At 66.3% G+C, this 14,968-nt stretch carries 12 protein-coding genes; 2 read left to right on the top strand and 10 right to left on the bottom strand.

Annotation, left to right across the window (positions count from 1 at the left end; all coding sequences use genetic code 11):
* Positions 1-183 precede the first annotated feature (183 nt).
* The 6 genes from AC1D00_RS05825 to AC1D00_RS05800 form a co-directional block, all read right to left on the bottom strand.
* Positions 184-582, bottom strand: coding sequence for a VOC family protein (locus AC1D00_RS05825; RefSeq protein ID WP_477010003.1), 399 nt, complete (start codon positions 580-582; stop codon positions 184-186).
* A 137-nt stretch (positions 583-719) separates the two neighbouring features.
* Positions 720-2,246, bottom strand: coding sequence for a murein biosynthesis integral membrane protein MurJ (gene murJ / locus AC1D00_RS05820; protein ID WP_477010002.1), 1,527 nt, complete (start codon positions 2,244-2,246; stop codon positions 720-722).
* Positions 2,247-2,433: 187 nt separating this feature from the next.
* Positions 2,434-3,585, bottom strand: a complete 1,152-nt coding sequence (locus AC1D00_RS05815) for a DegT/DnrJ/EryC1/StrS family aminotransferase (RefSeq protein ID WP_477010001.1) — start codon at positions 3,583-3,585, stop codon at positions 2,434-2,436.
* A gap of 51 nt (positions 3,586-3,636) precedes the next feature.
* The gene (locus AC1D00_RS05810; RefSeq protein WP_477010000.1) at positions 3,637-4,641 is read right to left on the bottom strand and encodes a Gfo/Idh/MocA family oxidoreductase; all 1,005 of its coding nucleotides are present in this window, start codon (positions 4,639-4,641) and stop codon (positions 3,637-3,639) included.
* Positions 4,642-4,825: 184 nt separating this feature from the next.
* Complete coding sequence (locus tag AC1D00_RS05805) at positions 4,826-6,238, bottom strand: mannose-1-phosphate guanylyltransferase/mannose-6-phosphate isomerase (RefSeq protein ID WP_477009999.1); 1,413 nt, start codon at positions 6,236-6,238, stop codon at positions 4,826-4,828.
* A 7-nt stretch (positions 6,239-6,245) separates the two neighbouring features.
* Positions 6,246-7,235, bottom strand: a complete 990-nt coding sequence (locus AC1D00_RS05800; protein WP_135174658.1) for an SDR family NAD(P)-dependent oxidoreductase — start codon at positions 7,233-7,235, stop codon at positions 6,246-6,248.
* Positions 7,236-7,445: 210 nt separating this feature from the next.
* On the opposite strand from AC1D00_RS05800, the gene AC1D00_RS05795 reads away from it, so the two are divergent.
* Positions 7,446-8,405 (top strand): lysylphosphatidylglycerol synthase transmembrane domain-containing protein, encoded by a 960-nt coding sequence (locus AC1D00_RS05795; protein ID WP_404558014.1) that lies wholly within the window; start codon positions 7,446-7,448, stop codon positions 8,403-8,405.
* Positions 8,402-9,421, top strand: coding sequence for an MraY family glycosyltransferase (locus AC1D00_RS05790; RefSeq protein ID WP_477009998.1), 1,020 nt, complete (start codon positions 8,402-8,404; stop codon positions 9,419-9,421). The genes AC1D00_RS05795 and AC1D00_RS05790 overlap by 4 nt, the downstream gene beginning before the upstream one ends.
* Here AC1D00_RS05790 and AC1D00_RS05785 read toward each other — a convergent pair.
* The 4 genes from AC1D00_RS05785 to AC1D00_RS05770 form a co-directional block, all read right to left on the bottom strand.
* On the bottom strand, positions 9,409-10,356 hold the full coding sequence (locus tag AC1D00_RS05785) for an NAD-dependent epimerase/dehydratase family protein (protein ID WP_477009997.1): 948 nt from the start codon (positions 10,354-10,356) through the stop codon (positions 9,409-9,411). The two genes, AC1D00_RS05790 and AC1D00_RS05785, sit on opposite strands and share 13 nt — an antisense overlap.
* Positions 10,353-11,573 (bottom strand): glycosyltransferase family 4 protein, encoded by a 1,221-nt coding sequence (locus AC1D00_RS05780; RefSeq protein ID WP_477009996.1) that lies wholly within the window; start codon positions 11,571-11,573, stop codon positions 10,353-10,355. Before AC1D00_RS05780 ends, AC1D00_RS05785 begins: the two co-directional genes overlap by 4 nt.
* 2 nt (positions 11,574-11,575) lie before the next feature.
* The gene (locus AC1D00_RS05775; RefSeq protein WP_404558018.1) at positions 11,576-13,489 is read right to left on the bottom strand and encodes an SDR family NAD(P)-dependent oxidoreductase; all 1,914 of its coding nucleotides are present in this window, start codon (positions 13,487-13,489) and stop codon (positions 11,576-11,578) included.
* 84 nt (positions 13,490-13,573) lie between these two features.
* Positions 13,574-14,860, bottom strand: a complete 1,287-nt coding sequence (locus AC1D00_RS05770) for an O-antigen ligase family protein (RefSeq protein WP_477009995.1) — start codon at positions 14,858-14,860, stop codon at positions 13,574-13,576.
* Positions 14,861-14,968 lie beyond the last annotated feature (108 nt).

The raw sequence follows: 14,968 nt of genomic DNA, 5'->3' as shown, positions 1-14,968 counted from the left end.
TCATACCATGGCAATCCTGCAAAATCAAGGGATGTGCGGCGGTCGGCTGCATCCTGGAGGCGAGTCCGTTGCTCCGGCCAATTCGTCCTCCGTAAAGCGGATGCGACCAATCCCGTGAAGTTCGCCGCAACCTCCTGCCCCAAGGAAGCATGGCGGCTCATCATCATCCTTGCTCGATCCGGATCATCGCGATCCAAACCGATTTTTGGCAGCGTCGCTGACTGGCGTGTAAAGACTCACGAGAGTTCCCTCCGGATCCCGAAACTGGGCCGTGCAATTTCCCCAGGGCATCATCTTCGGCTCATGCACCACCTCCACGTGATGCTTCAGCCTCGCAAATTCAGCTTCCACATCATCGACCTGGAATTCGACGATCGCGGTACGGTTGAGGGCAGGCTCCGCGCTCCCTTCCTTGAATAGCGCCACCGTCTCGACGCCACCAAAGGCGAGCGTTGCCGAAGGAGTGACGATTTCAGCGAATACCGGCGCTAGCCACGCGGCCGTTTTGCCGGTCACCTTCTCATAAAATTCGACGAGCGCCTTGATGTCTGCAGCAATCAGGCGCGTTGAAGCAAATCTCACAGTGTCGTCTCCTGTAGGTCTCCTGCCGCCCCGTGCGACGCCTGACCCGTAACGCCGTGCTGCTGACAGCATGGTGTCAGCAGCATGCCGGCACTTTGCCGCGCAGCGTCACGCCACCAGGTTTATGGGTACATCGCCTAACTGCGCACCAGCGAGACCAGCCAGCGGCGGCCGAACAGGATGAGGATCGCGATCGCGTAGACGATTGTGCCTCCGATGGCCAATAGGGCCAGCGTCAATTCGTCCCGGAAGTGCATCGAGCCCAGCCAAGAACCGCTGAAGCGTGCGATCAGCCAGAACGCGGCGGCCAGGATGAGCCCGGTCAGCAGGAATTTGGCGAGCGACAACAGCCAGGCGCGGTCCGGCACGAGGAAGCCGCGCCGCACGGCGAAGAAGAGCACCAGCAGCAGATTGGTCCAGACGCCGACGGCGGTCGCGAGCGCAAGGCCAATCTGGGCCAGCGATCCCATCAAGGCGACCTTCAGCGCGACATTGACCGCGATGCCGGTCAACGAGGCGCGAACCGGCGTCGCCGTGTCCTTGCGCGCATAAAAGGTCGCGACCGCGCTGCGGATCAGGACGAAGGGGATCAGGCCGATGGCGTAGGCGGCGAGCGTAGCACCGGCGGCGGCGGCATCGGCCTTGGAGAACGCGCCGCGGGCGAACAATGCACGCATGATCGCGTCGGGCACGGTGATGAAGGCGGCGACGAACGGGATCGAGAACAGCAGCGTGAARTCGAACGCGCGGCGCTGCGCCTTCATCGCGCCGTCATGGTCGTTGGCGGTGATCCGCCGCGACATCTCCGGCAGCAGCACTGTGCCGATGGCGATGCCGATCACGCCGATCGGCAATTGATTGAGGCGGTCGGCGTAATAGAGCGCCGACAGCGCGCCGGCGGGCAGGAACGTCGCGATGATGGTGTCGGCGAACAGCGCGACCTGCGTGCCCATCGAGCCCAGCGTTGCCGGGCCCAGCGCCTTGAAGAAACCGCGGACGTCCTCGTCGAGCTTGAGTGGCGCAAAGCGCGGCAGGCCGCCATGGCGGGCGAGATCGCCCGCGAGCAGGAAATATTGCAGGAAGCCCGAGATCAGGACGCCCCAGGCCGCGGCGTGGCCCGCGTTCGGAAACCAGGCGGCCAGCGCCAGCGTCATCATCATCGCGACGTTGAGGAAGATCGACGCGGCCGCGGCGCTGGCAAACCGCTGCATCACGTTGAGCATGCCGCCGTAGAGCGTGACCAGCGTGATCAGCAGCAGATAGGGAAAGGTGATCCGGGTCAGCTCGATCGCAAGCTTGCGCTGCTCGGCATCCTCACTGAAGCCGGGCGCCAGAATGCTCATGGCCTGCGGCATGAACAGCCAGGCGGCGATCAGCAGCACGACTTGCGAGGCCAAGAGCAGCGTGAAGATGCGGTCGGCGAACAGTCGCGCGGACGCCTCCCCGCGCTCGCCATGGACATGCGCATAGGCCGGCACCCAGGCCGCGTTGAACGCGCCTTCGGCAAAGATCGCACGGAAATGGTTGGGCAGCCGCAGGGCCACGAAAAAGGCGTCGGCCACGGGGCCGGCGCCGAGGATCGCCGCGAGCATGATGTCGCGGGCAAATCCCGTCAGCCGCGAAAGCAGCGTGTAACCACCGACCGTGAAGATGCGTCCGAGCATGCGTCTGTTTTAGAGCATGGCGAGATTAGGTCTAGGTGCAAGCCGCGAGGACGGTCAACTCCCTCCCCCGCTCGCGGGGGTGGGTTGGGGAGAGGGTGTCTCAACAAGAAAGACTCCCCCAGAGGAGAGAACCCTCACCCGGCGCTTCGCGCCGACCTCTCCCGCGAGCGGGAGAGGTGAACCAAGATCAGCCCGAAATCGCCCCGCGCACGGCGGCGATGATTCGCTCCTGGTCGGCTTCGGTCAAATAGGCGTGCATCGGCAGGCTGATGACGTCCTGCGACAGGCTCTCGCAAGCAGGCAGGCCACCCTCGGCGACCGGATACTGCTTGTAGGCGGTCTGCTGATGCATCGACTTGCCGTAATAGATCGCGGTCGGGACGCCCTGGGCCTTCAGCGCGGCAGCAAAGCCGTCGCGGTCGGTCCCCTCGGGCAGGCGGATCGTGTACTGCGCCCAGACCGAAGTATTGCCCGGCGCCAGACGCGGCACGGTGACGACGTTGGACAGCCCGCGCGCATAGCGCTCCGCAACCCTGTTGCGGGCGGCGATCTCGTCGTCAAAAATCTTCAGCTTCTCGATCAGGACCGCGGCCTGCATGGTGTCGAGCCGGCCGGTCAGGCCGAGGCGGACGTTGTCGTATTTGTCCACGCCCTGCCCGTGCACGCGGATGCTGCGCAGCTTGGCTGCGAGGTCGTCGTCATCGGTGAAGATCGCGCCGCCGTCGCCGAAGCAGCCGAGCGGCTTTGCCGGGAAGAAGCTGGTGGCGGTGGCGAGCCCGAAAGTGCCAAGCTTGCGGCCCTTGTAGCTTGCGCCAAAACCCTGCGCGGCATCGTCGAGCACGAACAGGCCTTCGGCCTTGGCGATCTCGGCGATGGCGTCGTGATCGGCGGGCTGGCCGAACAGGTCGACCGGAATGACCGCGACGGGCTTGAGGCCGGCCTTGCGGGCGGTGGCGATGCCGCGCTTCAGCGACTCCGGGCTCATGTTGAAGGTCGCCTCGTCCACGTCGACATAGACAGGCGTCGCACCGGTCCGCGCCACCGGCGAGGCGGTTGCGATGAAGGTGAAGGACGGACACAGCACGGCATCGCCTGGCCCGACATTCATCGCCATCATCACCATCAGGATCGCGTCGGTGCCGCTGGCACAGCCGATGACGTGCTTGGCGCCGCAATAGGCCGCGAGCYGCTTCTCGAGCTCGGCGACTTCAGGGCCGTTGACGAACTGGCAATGGTCGAGAACGCGCTTGACGGCGGCATCGAGCGAGGCGCCGAGCCGGCGGCGCTGCGAGCCGACGTCGATGAAGGGAATGGGTTCGGAGCGCAGATGCTGGTTCATGGCGCCTTGCTGATTGTCCTGCGAAGTTGGAGAAGCCGACATGGATGGAGATCAGCCGGCGACGCGGCGCGGGCCCTTGCGGGCGGCGGACGTCGCGGCGGGACGCGACGGCGTCTCCAGGCACTGCGTGGCGATCTCGAGGCTGGCGACGCCCTCGTCGCCGGTGACCGCCGGCGTCTCGCCGTGGCGCACGGCCTTGAGGAACGCGATCAGCTCGGCGCGCAGCGGCTCGTCGTGGCCGACGGGCAGATGCCGCATCGAATAGCTGCCGTCGGGCTTGAAGCCGAAGCACTCGGTGACCTGGCGCGTGAGGAGATCGCCCATCACGTATTTGCCGCGGGTCGCAACCGTGACGCTGCGCGCCTTGAACGGCGTCAACCAGTTGGTGTTGATGTGGGCGAGCACGCCGTTGGCGGTGCGGAACTGCAAGAGCGCGATGTCCTCGCGCTCGGCGACCGCGCTCGACAATTGCGGCTGCACCTCGACGATGTCGGATTCGGTGAACCAGCGGATCAGGTCGATGTCGTGCACGGCGAGGTCGATGACGACGCCGACATTGGACATGCGGGGCGGGAACGGACCGACGCGGGTGATCGCGATCGAGAGGATGTCCTCGCCCGCGATCGCCTGCTTGACGGCGGCGACCGCCGGATTGAAGCGCTCGACATGGCCGACCATCAGCGTGACGCCGGCCTTTTGCGCGGCGGCGACGATCTCGCGGCCTTCCGCGACCGTGGAGGCGATCGGCTTCTCGACCAGCACGTGGATGTTCTTGGCGATGCAGGCGAGCGCGACCTCGTGATGCAGATGCGTGGGCGCTGCGATGGTGACGGCATCGACGCCGGCGGCGAAGAGCTGGTCGAGCGTCTCAAAGCCCTGGCAGTTGGCAAGCTCGCTGGTGCGCGWCAGGTGCGCCGGCGAGGGATCGACCACGCCGACGAGGGCGACGCCGGGAAGCCCCGCGAGCACGCGCGCGTGGTTGCTGCCCATCACGCCGGCGCCAATGACGCCGACCCGCAAGCCTGCCTTGGCAGGTGCTGACCCTTTGGAACTCATTTGAGCAAACCCCGATTCAACGCAAATCCCCGGGCCGCTTCTAGCACGGGCGCCACATTTGTGGCGAATGCGCAGCTTCCGATCCGGACACGATTTGATTCAAAAAGTTACACGTTCCCCGGGCCTTAAGCCGCTGAAAGATACCGCTCTTTCGGCCCGGGTCGCGTGATTCGGAGCCTGCTGGTTACGACCTTTGATAGTCGTCTTCAATCCGGATGATGTCGTCTTCCCCGAGATAGCTGCCGGTCTGGACCTCGATGAGCTCCAGCATGATTTTGCCGGGATTCTCCATCCGATGCACCGCGCCCATCGGGATGTAGATCGACTCGTTCTCGTGCACCGTCTTCACGGTCTCGTTGACGGTGACCCGGGCGGCGCCACGCACCACGATCCAGTGCTCGGCACGATGATGATGCTTTTGCAGCGACAGCCGCCCGCCGGGCTTGACCACGATGCGCTTGACCTGGTGACGCTCGCCATTGTCGACCGACTGGTAGCTGCCCCAGGGCCGGTGCACCTTGAGATGCTCCTCGGTGACCTTCGGCGCGACCGCCTTGAGCTTGGTCACGAGGCGCTTCAGGCCGTTGGCATCCTTCTGGCGCGACACGAGGACGGCATCAGCGGTCGCGACCACGACGAGATCGTCGACGCCCTCGAGCGCGACCAGCGCGGAATCGGTGGTGACGTTGCAGTTGCGCGAATCCTCGAACACGGCGGCGCCGTGTGCGGCGTTGCCCAGCGCGTCCTTCTCCGACAATTCCCACACCGCGTGCCAGGAGCCGACGTCGGACCAGCCGCAGGACACCGGCACGACGGCCGCGCGCGAGGTCTTCTCCATCACCGCGTAGTCGATCGAGATCGCCTTCGCCGAACCGAACGCCTCCGGCTCCAGCGTCACGAAGCCGAGATCGCGGCCGGCGTTGTTGACCGCATTGGCGACCGCCTCCACGCTGGCCGCATCGACCTTGCGGTATTCGTCGAGCAGGACGGTCGCCGGGAACATGAAGTTGCCGCTGTTCCAGAGATAGCCCGAATTGACGTAGTCGGCCGCCTTCACCGCGTCCRGCTTCTCGACGAAGCGCGCGACCGCGTGCACCTCGCCGGAGATCATCTCGCCCGGGCTGATATAGCCGTATTCGGTCGCCGGCCGCTCCGGCTTGACGCCGAAGGTGACGATGCGCCCGGCGCTCGCGGCGGTGAGGCCTTCGCGGCAGGCCGCGACGRAAGCGGCCTTGTCCTGCACCACGTGATCGGCGGCGAGCGCGAGCACGATCGCATCACTGGCGCGGTTCTGCGCGAACACCGCGCCCGCGGCGATCGCGGGGCCGGAGTCGCGCCGCATCGGCTCGAGAATCACGTCGGCCTCGATGCCGATCTCGGCGAGCTGCTCCAGCACCATGAAGCGGTAGGACGCATTGGTGATGACGATCGGACGATCGAACAGCGAGGCGTCCGAGACGCGCAGCAGCGTGTCCTGGAAGGTCGAGCGCGAGCCGAACAGCGGCAGGAACTGTTTTGGGCGCACCTCGCGCGAGGCCGGCCACAGCCGCGTGCCGGCACCGCCGCACATGATCAGGGGGATAATGCGTTTGTCCATCGTCATCTCAAACCTTGAAGTAGTCCCGATACCAGGTGACAAAATTACGAACCCCCTGCTCGATCGGCGTTGACGGTGCAAAGCCGGTGTCGCGCATCAGGTCCTCGACATCCGCGAACGTTTCCAAGACGTCTCCCGGCTGCATCGGCAGCAATTCTTTGATCGCCGTCCGACCCAGCTCCTGCTCCAGAAGTCCGACGACGTGCATCAGCTCCTCGGGGCGGTGGTTGCCGACATTGTAGACCTTAGACGGCGCATTTGCGGCAGCCGGGTCGTCGGCCGGCACCCGATCGATCAGCTTGGACACGACACGGGTGACGTCGTCAATATAGGTGAAGTCGCGGCGCATCCTGCCATGGTTAAAGAGCCGGATCGGCCGCTCCGCCATGATGGCGTTCACGAACAGAAACATGGCCATATCGGGCCGTCCCCACGGGCCGTAGATGGTAAAGAAGCGCAAGCCCGTGACCGGCAGCCGGTAGAGATGGCTGTAGGACTGCGCCATCACTTCGTTCGCCTTCTTGGTCGCGGCGTAGAGGCTCACGGGATGATCGGTCCGGTCCTGCACGGCAAATGGCAGTTTTGTGTTGGCGCCGTAAACGGAGGATGACGAGGCGTAGACCAGATGACGGCAGCCGTTGTTGCGGCAGCCCTCCAGCACGTTGAGAAAGCCCTGGAGATTGGAATCGGCGTAAGCCTGCGGATGCTCGATCGAGTAGCGCACGCCAGCCTGGGCGGCCAGATGCACGACCTTGGCAAATCGATGCCGCGCAAACAGCGCTGCGATCGCCTCGCGGTCGGCAAGGTCAGCCTTGACGAAGGAGAAGCGGGAATCGCTCCGCAACAGCTCAAGCCGCGCGCTCTTCAGCGCCGGGTCGTAATAGTTGTTGAGATTGTCGAGCCCGACGACCGGCCGGCCTTCGGCGAGCAGCTGCCGGGCGACGTGAAAGCCGATGAAGCCGGCGGCCCCGGTGACCAAAATCGCCTGATCCGTCATCTTGTTCCCAAGGGGACCTCTGACCCTCGCCGCATCTTTAGCCGGTATCGAGGGGGCGCAATAGCCCCGCCATACGTCATAACGGCCGTTCATAACCCACTTCGTCACCGCTATTGCAAGATCGGCGCCAAAACCATACCAAAGCGGCCTAATTCGGCGCCTCGCGTCGGGTTGCCTCAAATCTTCGCAAACCCTGTTCATGCGGACGAGATGCGCCGAATCCTGCTGTCGACGGCCAAGATCCTGATTTCCGGGGCGCTGCTCTACCTGGCGCTGCGCAAGGTCGATCTGACCGAACTGTTGTCGCGCTTCACCGTGACCAGCCTGTTCTGGATCGGGGTCGCGATCGCCATCACCTTCCTGCAGATCTTCATCGGCGTGCTGCGCTGGCGGGAGATCAGCGCCGAATGCGGCGCGCCGCTCGAACTCGAGCGGGCCATGCGCTACAACGTGATCGGATCCTTCTTCAACCAGACCCTGCCATCGGCGATCGGCGGCGATGCGGTCCGGCTGTGGCTGGTCGCGCGCGCCGGCGCCGGATGGCGCGCGGCCACCTACTCCATCTTTGTCGATCGCGCGATCGGCCTCATCGCGCTCGCGATCCTCATCGTCGCGAGCCTGCCCTGGAGCTACTCCCTCATCACCGATCCGCACGGTCGCTCGGCATTGCTGCTTGTCGACCTTGCCGCGCTCGCGGGCGGCCTCGGCTTCCTGGTCTTTGGCGCGCTGAAATGGCGATGGCTGAAGACGTGGTGGGCCACCCACCACATCCACGCCTGCGCGGTGATCGCGAACCGCGTGATCTTCAGCCGCAGGCGCGGGCCGATCGTCGCGATCCTGTCGCTAATCGTGCATGTGCTCGCCGCCGTCGTCGCCTGGTGCGTCGTGCAGTCGATCGCCGCCCCCGTCCGCTTCAGCGACGTCTTCCTGCTGGTGCCGCCGGTGATGCTGATCACGATGATGCCGATCTCGATCGCCGGCTGGGGCCTGCGTGAAGCCACGATGGGCCTGGCGTTCGGCTTCGCGGGACTTGCCGCAAGCGAGGGCGTCAACGTCTCGCTGTTGTTCGGCGCCGTGTATTTCATCGTCGGCGCGATCGGCGGCCTGGTCTGGATCCTCAGCGCGGAGAAAGCCGCGCAAGGGTCGGCCCCGCTCGGAGTGCCGGAGTGAACCCGGCCGCCGACGCGCTCGCTGCCGCACCCTTGCTGCTTGCCGTTGCGATCGCCGCGATGGTGTCGGCCGTCATCACCTGGACCAGCCGTCCCCTGCTCCAGCGTTACGCACTGGCGCGGCCCAACGCGCGGTCCTCGCATCGCGTTCCGACCCCGCAGGGTGCGGGCATCGCGGTGATATCAGGGACGCTGCTGGTCGCATCGGCCTGGGCAGCCTGGGCAAACGTCGCGATCCCGCCGACGCTGATGGCTGCGACGGTCTTGATCGCGCTGGTGGGATTCGCCGACGACATTGTATCGCTTCCTGTGCTGTTGCGGCTCGTGCTGCAGGCGGCAGCCGTCGGGGCCGTCGTGTTCACCGCGCCCGAAACGGCGCGCATCGTGCCCGCGGTGCCGCTCGCGCTGGAGCGCGGCCTCCTCCTGCTCGCCGGAATCTGGTTCGTGAACCTCGTCAATTTCATGGACGGGCTCGACCTGATGACGGTCGTGGAAGTCGTGCCGATCACCGCGGCGCTGCTGCTGCTGGGATGGCTCGGCGACTTGTCCTGGCCGGCCGCACTGCTCGCCACCACCCTGTGCGGCGCCATGATCGGCTTTGCGCCGTTCAATCGTCCCGTCGCGAAGGTGTTTCTCGGCGATGTCGGCAGCCTGCCGATCGGCCTTCTGCTCGGCTGGTGCCTGCTGGAGCTCGCCTGGCACGGGCAGCCGGCCGCGGCGCTGCTGCTGCCGGCCTATTACCTCGCGGATGCCACTATCACGCTGTTTCGCCGCGTCGCCCGCCGCGAGCAATTCTGGTCGGCGCACCGCTCGCACTTTTACCAGCGCGCGACCGACAACGGCTTCAAGGTCCCGCGCGTGGTCGGCGAGGTGTTCGCGCTCAATCTCGTGCTGGCACTGCTGGCGATCGTCAGCGTGCGCGCCGCCTCGATGCCGGTCACGCTGCTCGCGCTGCTCGCAGGCGCGATCGCGGTCGGCATCGTCCTGCGCCGCTTCTCCCGCCCTCAGGCGTCCTGAGCCGACAGCGCAAGCCGCAGGCCCTCGTCGAGGGAGACCTGCGGCTCCCAGCCGGTTGCGATCGCCTTGGAGATGTTGAGCTCGAGCGAGCCGATCAGGCTGTCGTGCGTATCCTGCCGTCCGGCCACGCTGAGCAGCGTGCCGAGCAGGTCCGGCGGCACGCGGAACAGCCGCGGGCTCTTGCCGGATGCTTTCGCCAGGCGCTCGATGAATTCGGGCGTCGAGACCTGCTCCCGGTCCGCCACCAGGAAGATCTCGAAATTGCTGGCGGGGTCGGGATGAGCGAGCCGGCGCAGGATGAACGACGACAGGTTCTGCACGGCCAGGAAGGCGCGGTGATTGCGGATCGCGGCAAAGGGCAGCGGCAGCCCCAGGCTCACCGCGCGCGTCAGCAGCGCGAAATTGCCCTTGGCGCCCGCGCCATAGACCAGCGGCGGCCTGATCACCGAGATGCTCATGACGCTGTCACGCGCCAGCGTCCTCAAGCCCGCCTCGGCCGCGGCCTTGGACATGCCGTAGAAGCCGCGGGGCGTCAGGATGTCGTTCTCGCTGAACGGCGCGCGGCCCTCGTTGCTGCGGCCGTGCACGAGAACGGTGCTGACGAAGATGAACTGGCGCACGCCGGCCGCCGCCGCGCAGCGCGCCAGATGCAGCGTGCCGGCGATGTTGACGTTGCGGTAGAGCTGGACCGCCTGCTCCTCGTGCTTGTGGTGCACGCGCGCGGCGAGATGTACGACGGCGTCGACGCCTTCGAGCGCGGCCTTCCAGTCGGTCTCGGGACCGATTGTCTCGATCACGACCTCGTCGCCGGCACCCGTCAGACTGCGCACGGCGCGGCGGACCGACCACCCCTCCCGTGCGAGGGCGGGCACGACATGACCGCCGACGAAGCCGCTCGCTCCAGTGACCAGCACGACCGGTTTGTGTTCGCTCATCGTTGCTCCGAAAGATCCGGGTTGCGCAACAATTCGTCGACCAGGGCGGCGTAGGCGTTCATCGCGGTGGCGCGGTCGAACTTCGATGCCGCCTTCACCGCGCGCTCCGCCATGGCGCCGTCGTCGGAACGGGACGCCGCGCGGATCGCCTCGGCGAGCTGGTCGGCGCGGCCCGGCGTCACGACCCAGCCGAGCCCGTTCTCCACCACCGTCAACGCGGCCTCGGCCTCCGGCTCGGACACCAGCACCACCGGACGGCCGACCGCCAGCAGATTGTAGAAGCGGCTCGGCACCGACACCCCCGCAACGTCCTTCCGGTACGGAATGATCCAGAGATTGGCAGCCGCCAGGAACGCCTCGAGCTCGGCATCCTCGACCCGCGCCACGAAGGAGACATTGGGCAGGTTCGCGGCCGCCTGCAACTGCTTCAGCCGCGCAAAGCCGATGCCCCAGCCGGACAGCAGGAAGTGAATGTCCGCCTCGTCCTTCAAGAGGCGCGCCGCCTCGAACACGATCTCCGGATCATGGGTGAAGCCGAGATTGCCCGACAGGCCGACGACGAAACGCGCGGAGAGCGGCTTGCGGAACGGATTGTCCGGTGACAGCGGACGCGGCCCGGGCGCGAGCGTCGCCCAGTTCGGGATGAAGCGGATCTTGTTGCGCTTCATCCCGGCATAGCTCAGCAGCGGCCGCTCCGCATCGCGGCCGATGGTGATGACGGCATTGAGCGCGCGGAACATCAGGCTGTTGGCGAAGCGCATCGTCCGCGTCACCATCGAACCGGGCTTCAGCAGGCCCGCCGTCACGAGCACGTCGGGGAAGAGGTCGTGCAGGATCAGCGCCGAGCGGGCGCGCTTCAGCCTTGCGGCCGCCGCGACCGCGTAAGGCAGCATGAACGGCGCGGTGACGGTGACCACGACGTCGCCGGGCCGCAGCTCCCGCATCAACGCAAGGAACGTGCGCGCCGCGAACAGCAGTTCGGCCGCGCCGCGCCGCACCAGCGCCGCCTTGCCGGTCATGCGGTTCTTGATGGCGACGATCCGCGGCTTGCCGGGGCCGGTCTGCGACGCCGGCAACGCGCCGGGTGAGCCCGACAGCACGACGACCTCGTGCCCCGTGGCGAGACGGCAGGCGATCTCGGCCATGATCGCCGCCGTCGTGCTCGGGTCCGGTGGATAATGCTGGCTCGCAACGACGATCTTGCCGGGAGACTGCATGGTCAGGCCGCGGTCGATCCGAATTCCGGAACTGCGTCTTTCAGGATGGTCCTGATGGTGGCCCGATCGTCGCGCGCGATCGCCTGCTCCAGCGCCGCGATCCACTTGCGCAGGGTCTGCATCGGCGGCTCGTTCGGCTGCGCGGCCATGATGCCGGCGACGCCGATCTCGCGGGTCGGCTCTTCGGAGGCGAACAGGATCTCGTGCAGGCGCTCGCCCGGCCGCATGCCCGTGAACACGATCTCGATGTCGTAGCCGGGCTGAAGGCCTGAAAGGCGGATCATGCGCTCGGCGAGATCGACGATCTTCACCGGCTGGCCCATGTTGAGCACGTAGACCGAGACGTCCGAACGCTGCGTTCCGAGCGCATGCGTCGCCGCCGTGATGACGAGATCGCAGGCCTCGCGGATGGTCATGAAGTAGCGGACCATGTCGGGATGCGTCACCGTCACGGGACCGCCGGCCTCGATCTGGGCCTTGAACTTCGGCACCACCGAACCGTTCGACGCCAGCACATTGCCGAACCGGACCGAGATCAGCCGCATCGGCGGCTTGGCGCTGCTGCTGCCTGCGGCAAGATCGTGGTCGAGCGCCTGGCAGTACATCTCGGCGAAGCGCTTGGTCAGGCCGAGCATCGACACCGGCTCGATCGCCTTGTCGGTCGAGATCATCACCATGGCTTCGGCGCCGGCGCCGTGCGCGGCGTCGGCAACGTTGATCGAGCCGAAGATGTTGGTCTTGACGCCCTCGCTCCAGTCGCGCTCCAGGATCGGCACGTGCTTGAGCGCGGCGGCGTGAAACACGATGTCCGGCTTGAACTCGGCCATCAGGCGCATGATGCGCTCGCGGTCGCGGATGTCGGCGATCCGCCCTTCGATCGCAGCCGCCGCGCCCTGCGCGGCGAGCGTCTCCGTCACCGCGTAGAGCGCCGGCTCGGAATTTTCCACGATCAGGAGGCGCGCGGCGCCGAACGCGACGACGCGCTCGCAGATCTCGGAACCGATCGAGCCGCCGCCGCCGGTGACGATCACCGCCTTGCCCCTGATCAGGGCTTCGAGCCGCGCATAGTCGATCGTCTCGCTCGGCCGCAGCAGGAGGTCCTCGACCGCGACCGCCGTGAGGCGCGGCGTATCGCCGCTTTCCAGCGACGGCATGCGGTTGACGATCACGCCGAGCTTGCGCGCCCGCATCAGGATCGATTCCGGGTGCGCCTCCGGCTCGAACGCCGACGGCGTCATGACGAGGCGCCCAATCGGCTTGTTGCGCTTGGCAAAGTCGCCGATGACGTCCTCGATGTCGTCGATGCCGCCCAGTACCGGGACGTTGCGGATGAACTGCCCGAGATCCGAGCTCGACGGCGATAGCACGCCGACCGGCCAGATCCGCTTGATCGCTCCGCTCTCGATGCCGCGGAGCAGCACCTCGGCATCCGCAGCGCGACCGATCAGCAGCGTCGGCGCGGCATCCTCGTCCCTCGCATGGCGCCGCACCCGCGTATAGCGGAAGTAGCGGTAGGTCATGCGCAACGCGCTGAGGAAGGAGACCTCGAGGAACCAGTACAGGACGATCGTCACCTTGCCGAGGAAGAAGGCACCGCGGACATTGGGGGCGACGAAGATGTAGTCGAGCACCAGCAGGGCAACCGTCAGCACGCTCGCGACGCGGAGGATGTTCAGCGCGTCGGGCAGCGAGATGAAGCGCCATTTCGTCGTGGTCAGGTTGAAGACGAAGAAGACGACCACGCTGAAGGCGAGGAAGTAGGGCAGGATCTGGAGCAGCAGCGGCAGGCGGTCGTAGAAGCCGTCGCCGCCCTCGAAGCGCAGATAGAAGGCCGCGAACAGCGCCGCGGTGGTCGCCAGCAGGTCGTGGAGCGCGATCAGGAAATTGCGCAAGGTGAGATGCGAAAGACGCGTCATCCGACGACCGATGAATATCCCGTTAGGTGCAACCTGACCGCGCTGATAGCCCATCTGGACCGGACTTGCCAGCCGCGCGGCCGTTCAGGAACCGGCTTCCCCCACCTTCGCCTCGGCCTGTTGTGCCTGGAGCACGATGCCGCCGGCGACACCGACGCCGATGACGTACATCCAGCCCTCGTGGAAGTCGAACAGATGGGAGTTGAACAGCGAGGTGAAGACGTTCTGCACCACCACCAGGAGCCCGACCCAATTGGCCAGCCCGTCGCCGCGAAACAACAGCAGATGCAGGATCCAGATCGCGTAGAGAACGACGATGCCGATGACGCCCCATTGCACGGCGACGTTCAGCGTCTGGTTATGCGGATTGCCGATCACCTCGGCGGACGCCTGATACTGGACGCCGGGTGTCGCGACGCGCTCGAACAATCCGCGCGTCGAGCCTGTACCGTGCCCCATGACCGGCGCCTCCGCGAAGAAGCGGAGGGATTTCCGCCAGAATTCGAGCCGCAGGCCCATCGAGGTCGGCTCGCCCTTCTCCACATAGTGCGTGTAGTCGCTGGCAAAGGTGTCGACGGTCTTGCGCAATTGCGGCGAGGCTTGCCAGGCGATAGCGGCGCCGGCGAGCAGAGCGGCCGCGATGATCGCGATGCTGCGCCACCTCAAATGAAGCAGCGCGAACACGCCGAACATGATCGGAACGGTGACGAGTGCGGTGCGCGACACCACCACGAAGACCATGTTGACGAAGAAGCTCAGCGCCAGCGCCGTGAGCAGCCCGGCGAACCAGTAGCGCTTCTGGCGCAGCAGCATCACGACCGGATAGGCGAGCGCGACGGCACACAGCGCGAATTCCTGGCTCTGGTCGATGTAGTTCTTGACGAAGATGCCGCGCTCGGGCGGATCGATCTTGAGCGCGAGATTCGGGTAGAAGGCGACCAGCCAGGACATCACCGACAACAGCGCGCAGGACACCAGGAAGGCGGTGAAGATCCAGCGTCCGCGCGGCGAGCGCTCGAAATGGTAGAGCAGCACCGGAAGCACGAGCAGCTTGACGGTCGGATTGACGGCGTAGAGGCGCGCGCCCCAGGTCGCGTCCGACCACAGCGTTCCCACCAGCGCGAGCAGGACCAGCGCGATCGGCGCAACGCAGATCGGGCGCTTGAGCGATTGCAGGAACGCGCGGACGTCGAGGAACGGCACCATGCAGAGCAGCATCAGGGCGTTGAATATGCCCGCAAGCGACGTCGACCAGGGCAGCGAGGCCGCGGTGAGGATGGCAAACAGATCGATGGTCTCGCTCCAGGCCGCCGGGCTGCGCAGGCGCCGCCCCAGCATCTGGCCCGCCGTCTCCCGGGCAAGTGCCGTCACGTAGCCCCTCCCCGCGCGCGATGCACCAGCGCCGTCGTGCTGAAACCCTGGAGGATGTCGACCAGCACGACCACCCCGCCCGCGGCCTCGACGACCTCATGGCCGACC

This window comes from Bradyrhizobium sp. P2_E8 (genome assembly GCF_056403875.1).
This window is presented reverse-complemented; position numbering and strand designations above follow the sequence as displayed.

Bases quoted from the DNA above. Each gene is read 5' to 3' on its own strand.
- AC1D00_RS05795 (WP_404558014.1), top strand. From the start codon at position 7,446: ATGCGCCGAATCCTGCTGTCGACGGCCAAGATCCTGATTTCCGGGGCG.
- AC1D00_RS05800 (WP_135174658.1), bottom strand. From the start codon at position 7,235: ATGACGGATCAGGCGATTTTGGTCACCGGGGCCGCCGGCTTCATCGGC.
- AC1D00_RS05785 (WP_477009997.1), bottom strand. From the start codon at position 10,356: ATGAGCGAACACAAACCGGTCGTGCTGGTCACTGGAGCGAGCGGCTTC.
- AC1D00_RS05775 (WP_404558018.1), bottom strand. From the start codon at position 13,489: ATGACGCGTCTTTCGCATCTCACCTTGCGCAATTTCCTGATCGCGCTC.
- AC1D00_RS05780 (WP_477009996.1), bottom strand. From the start codon at position 11,573: ATGCAGTCTCCCGGCAAGATCGTCGTTGCGAGCCAGCATTATCCACCG.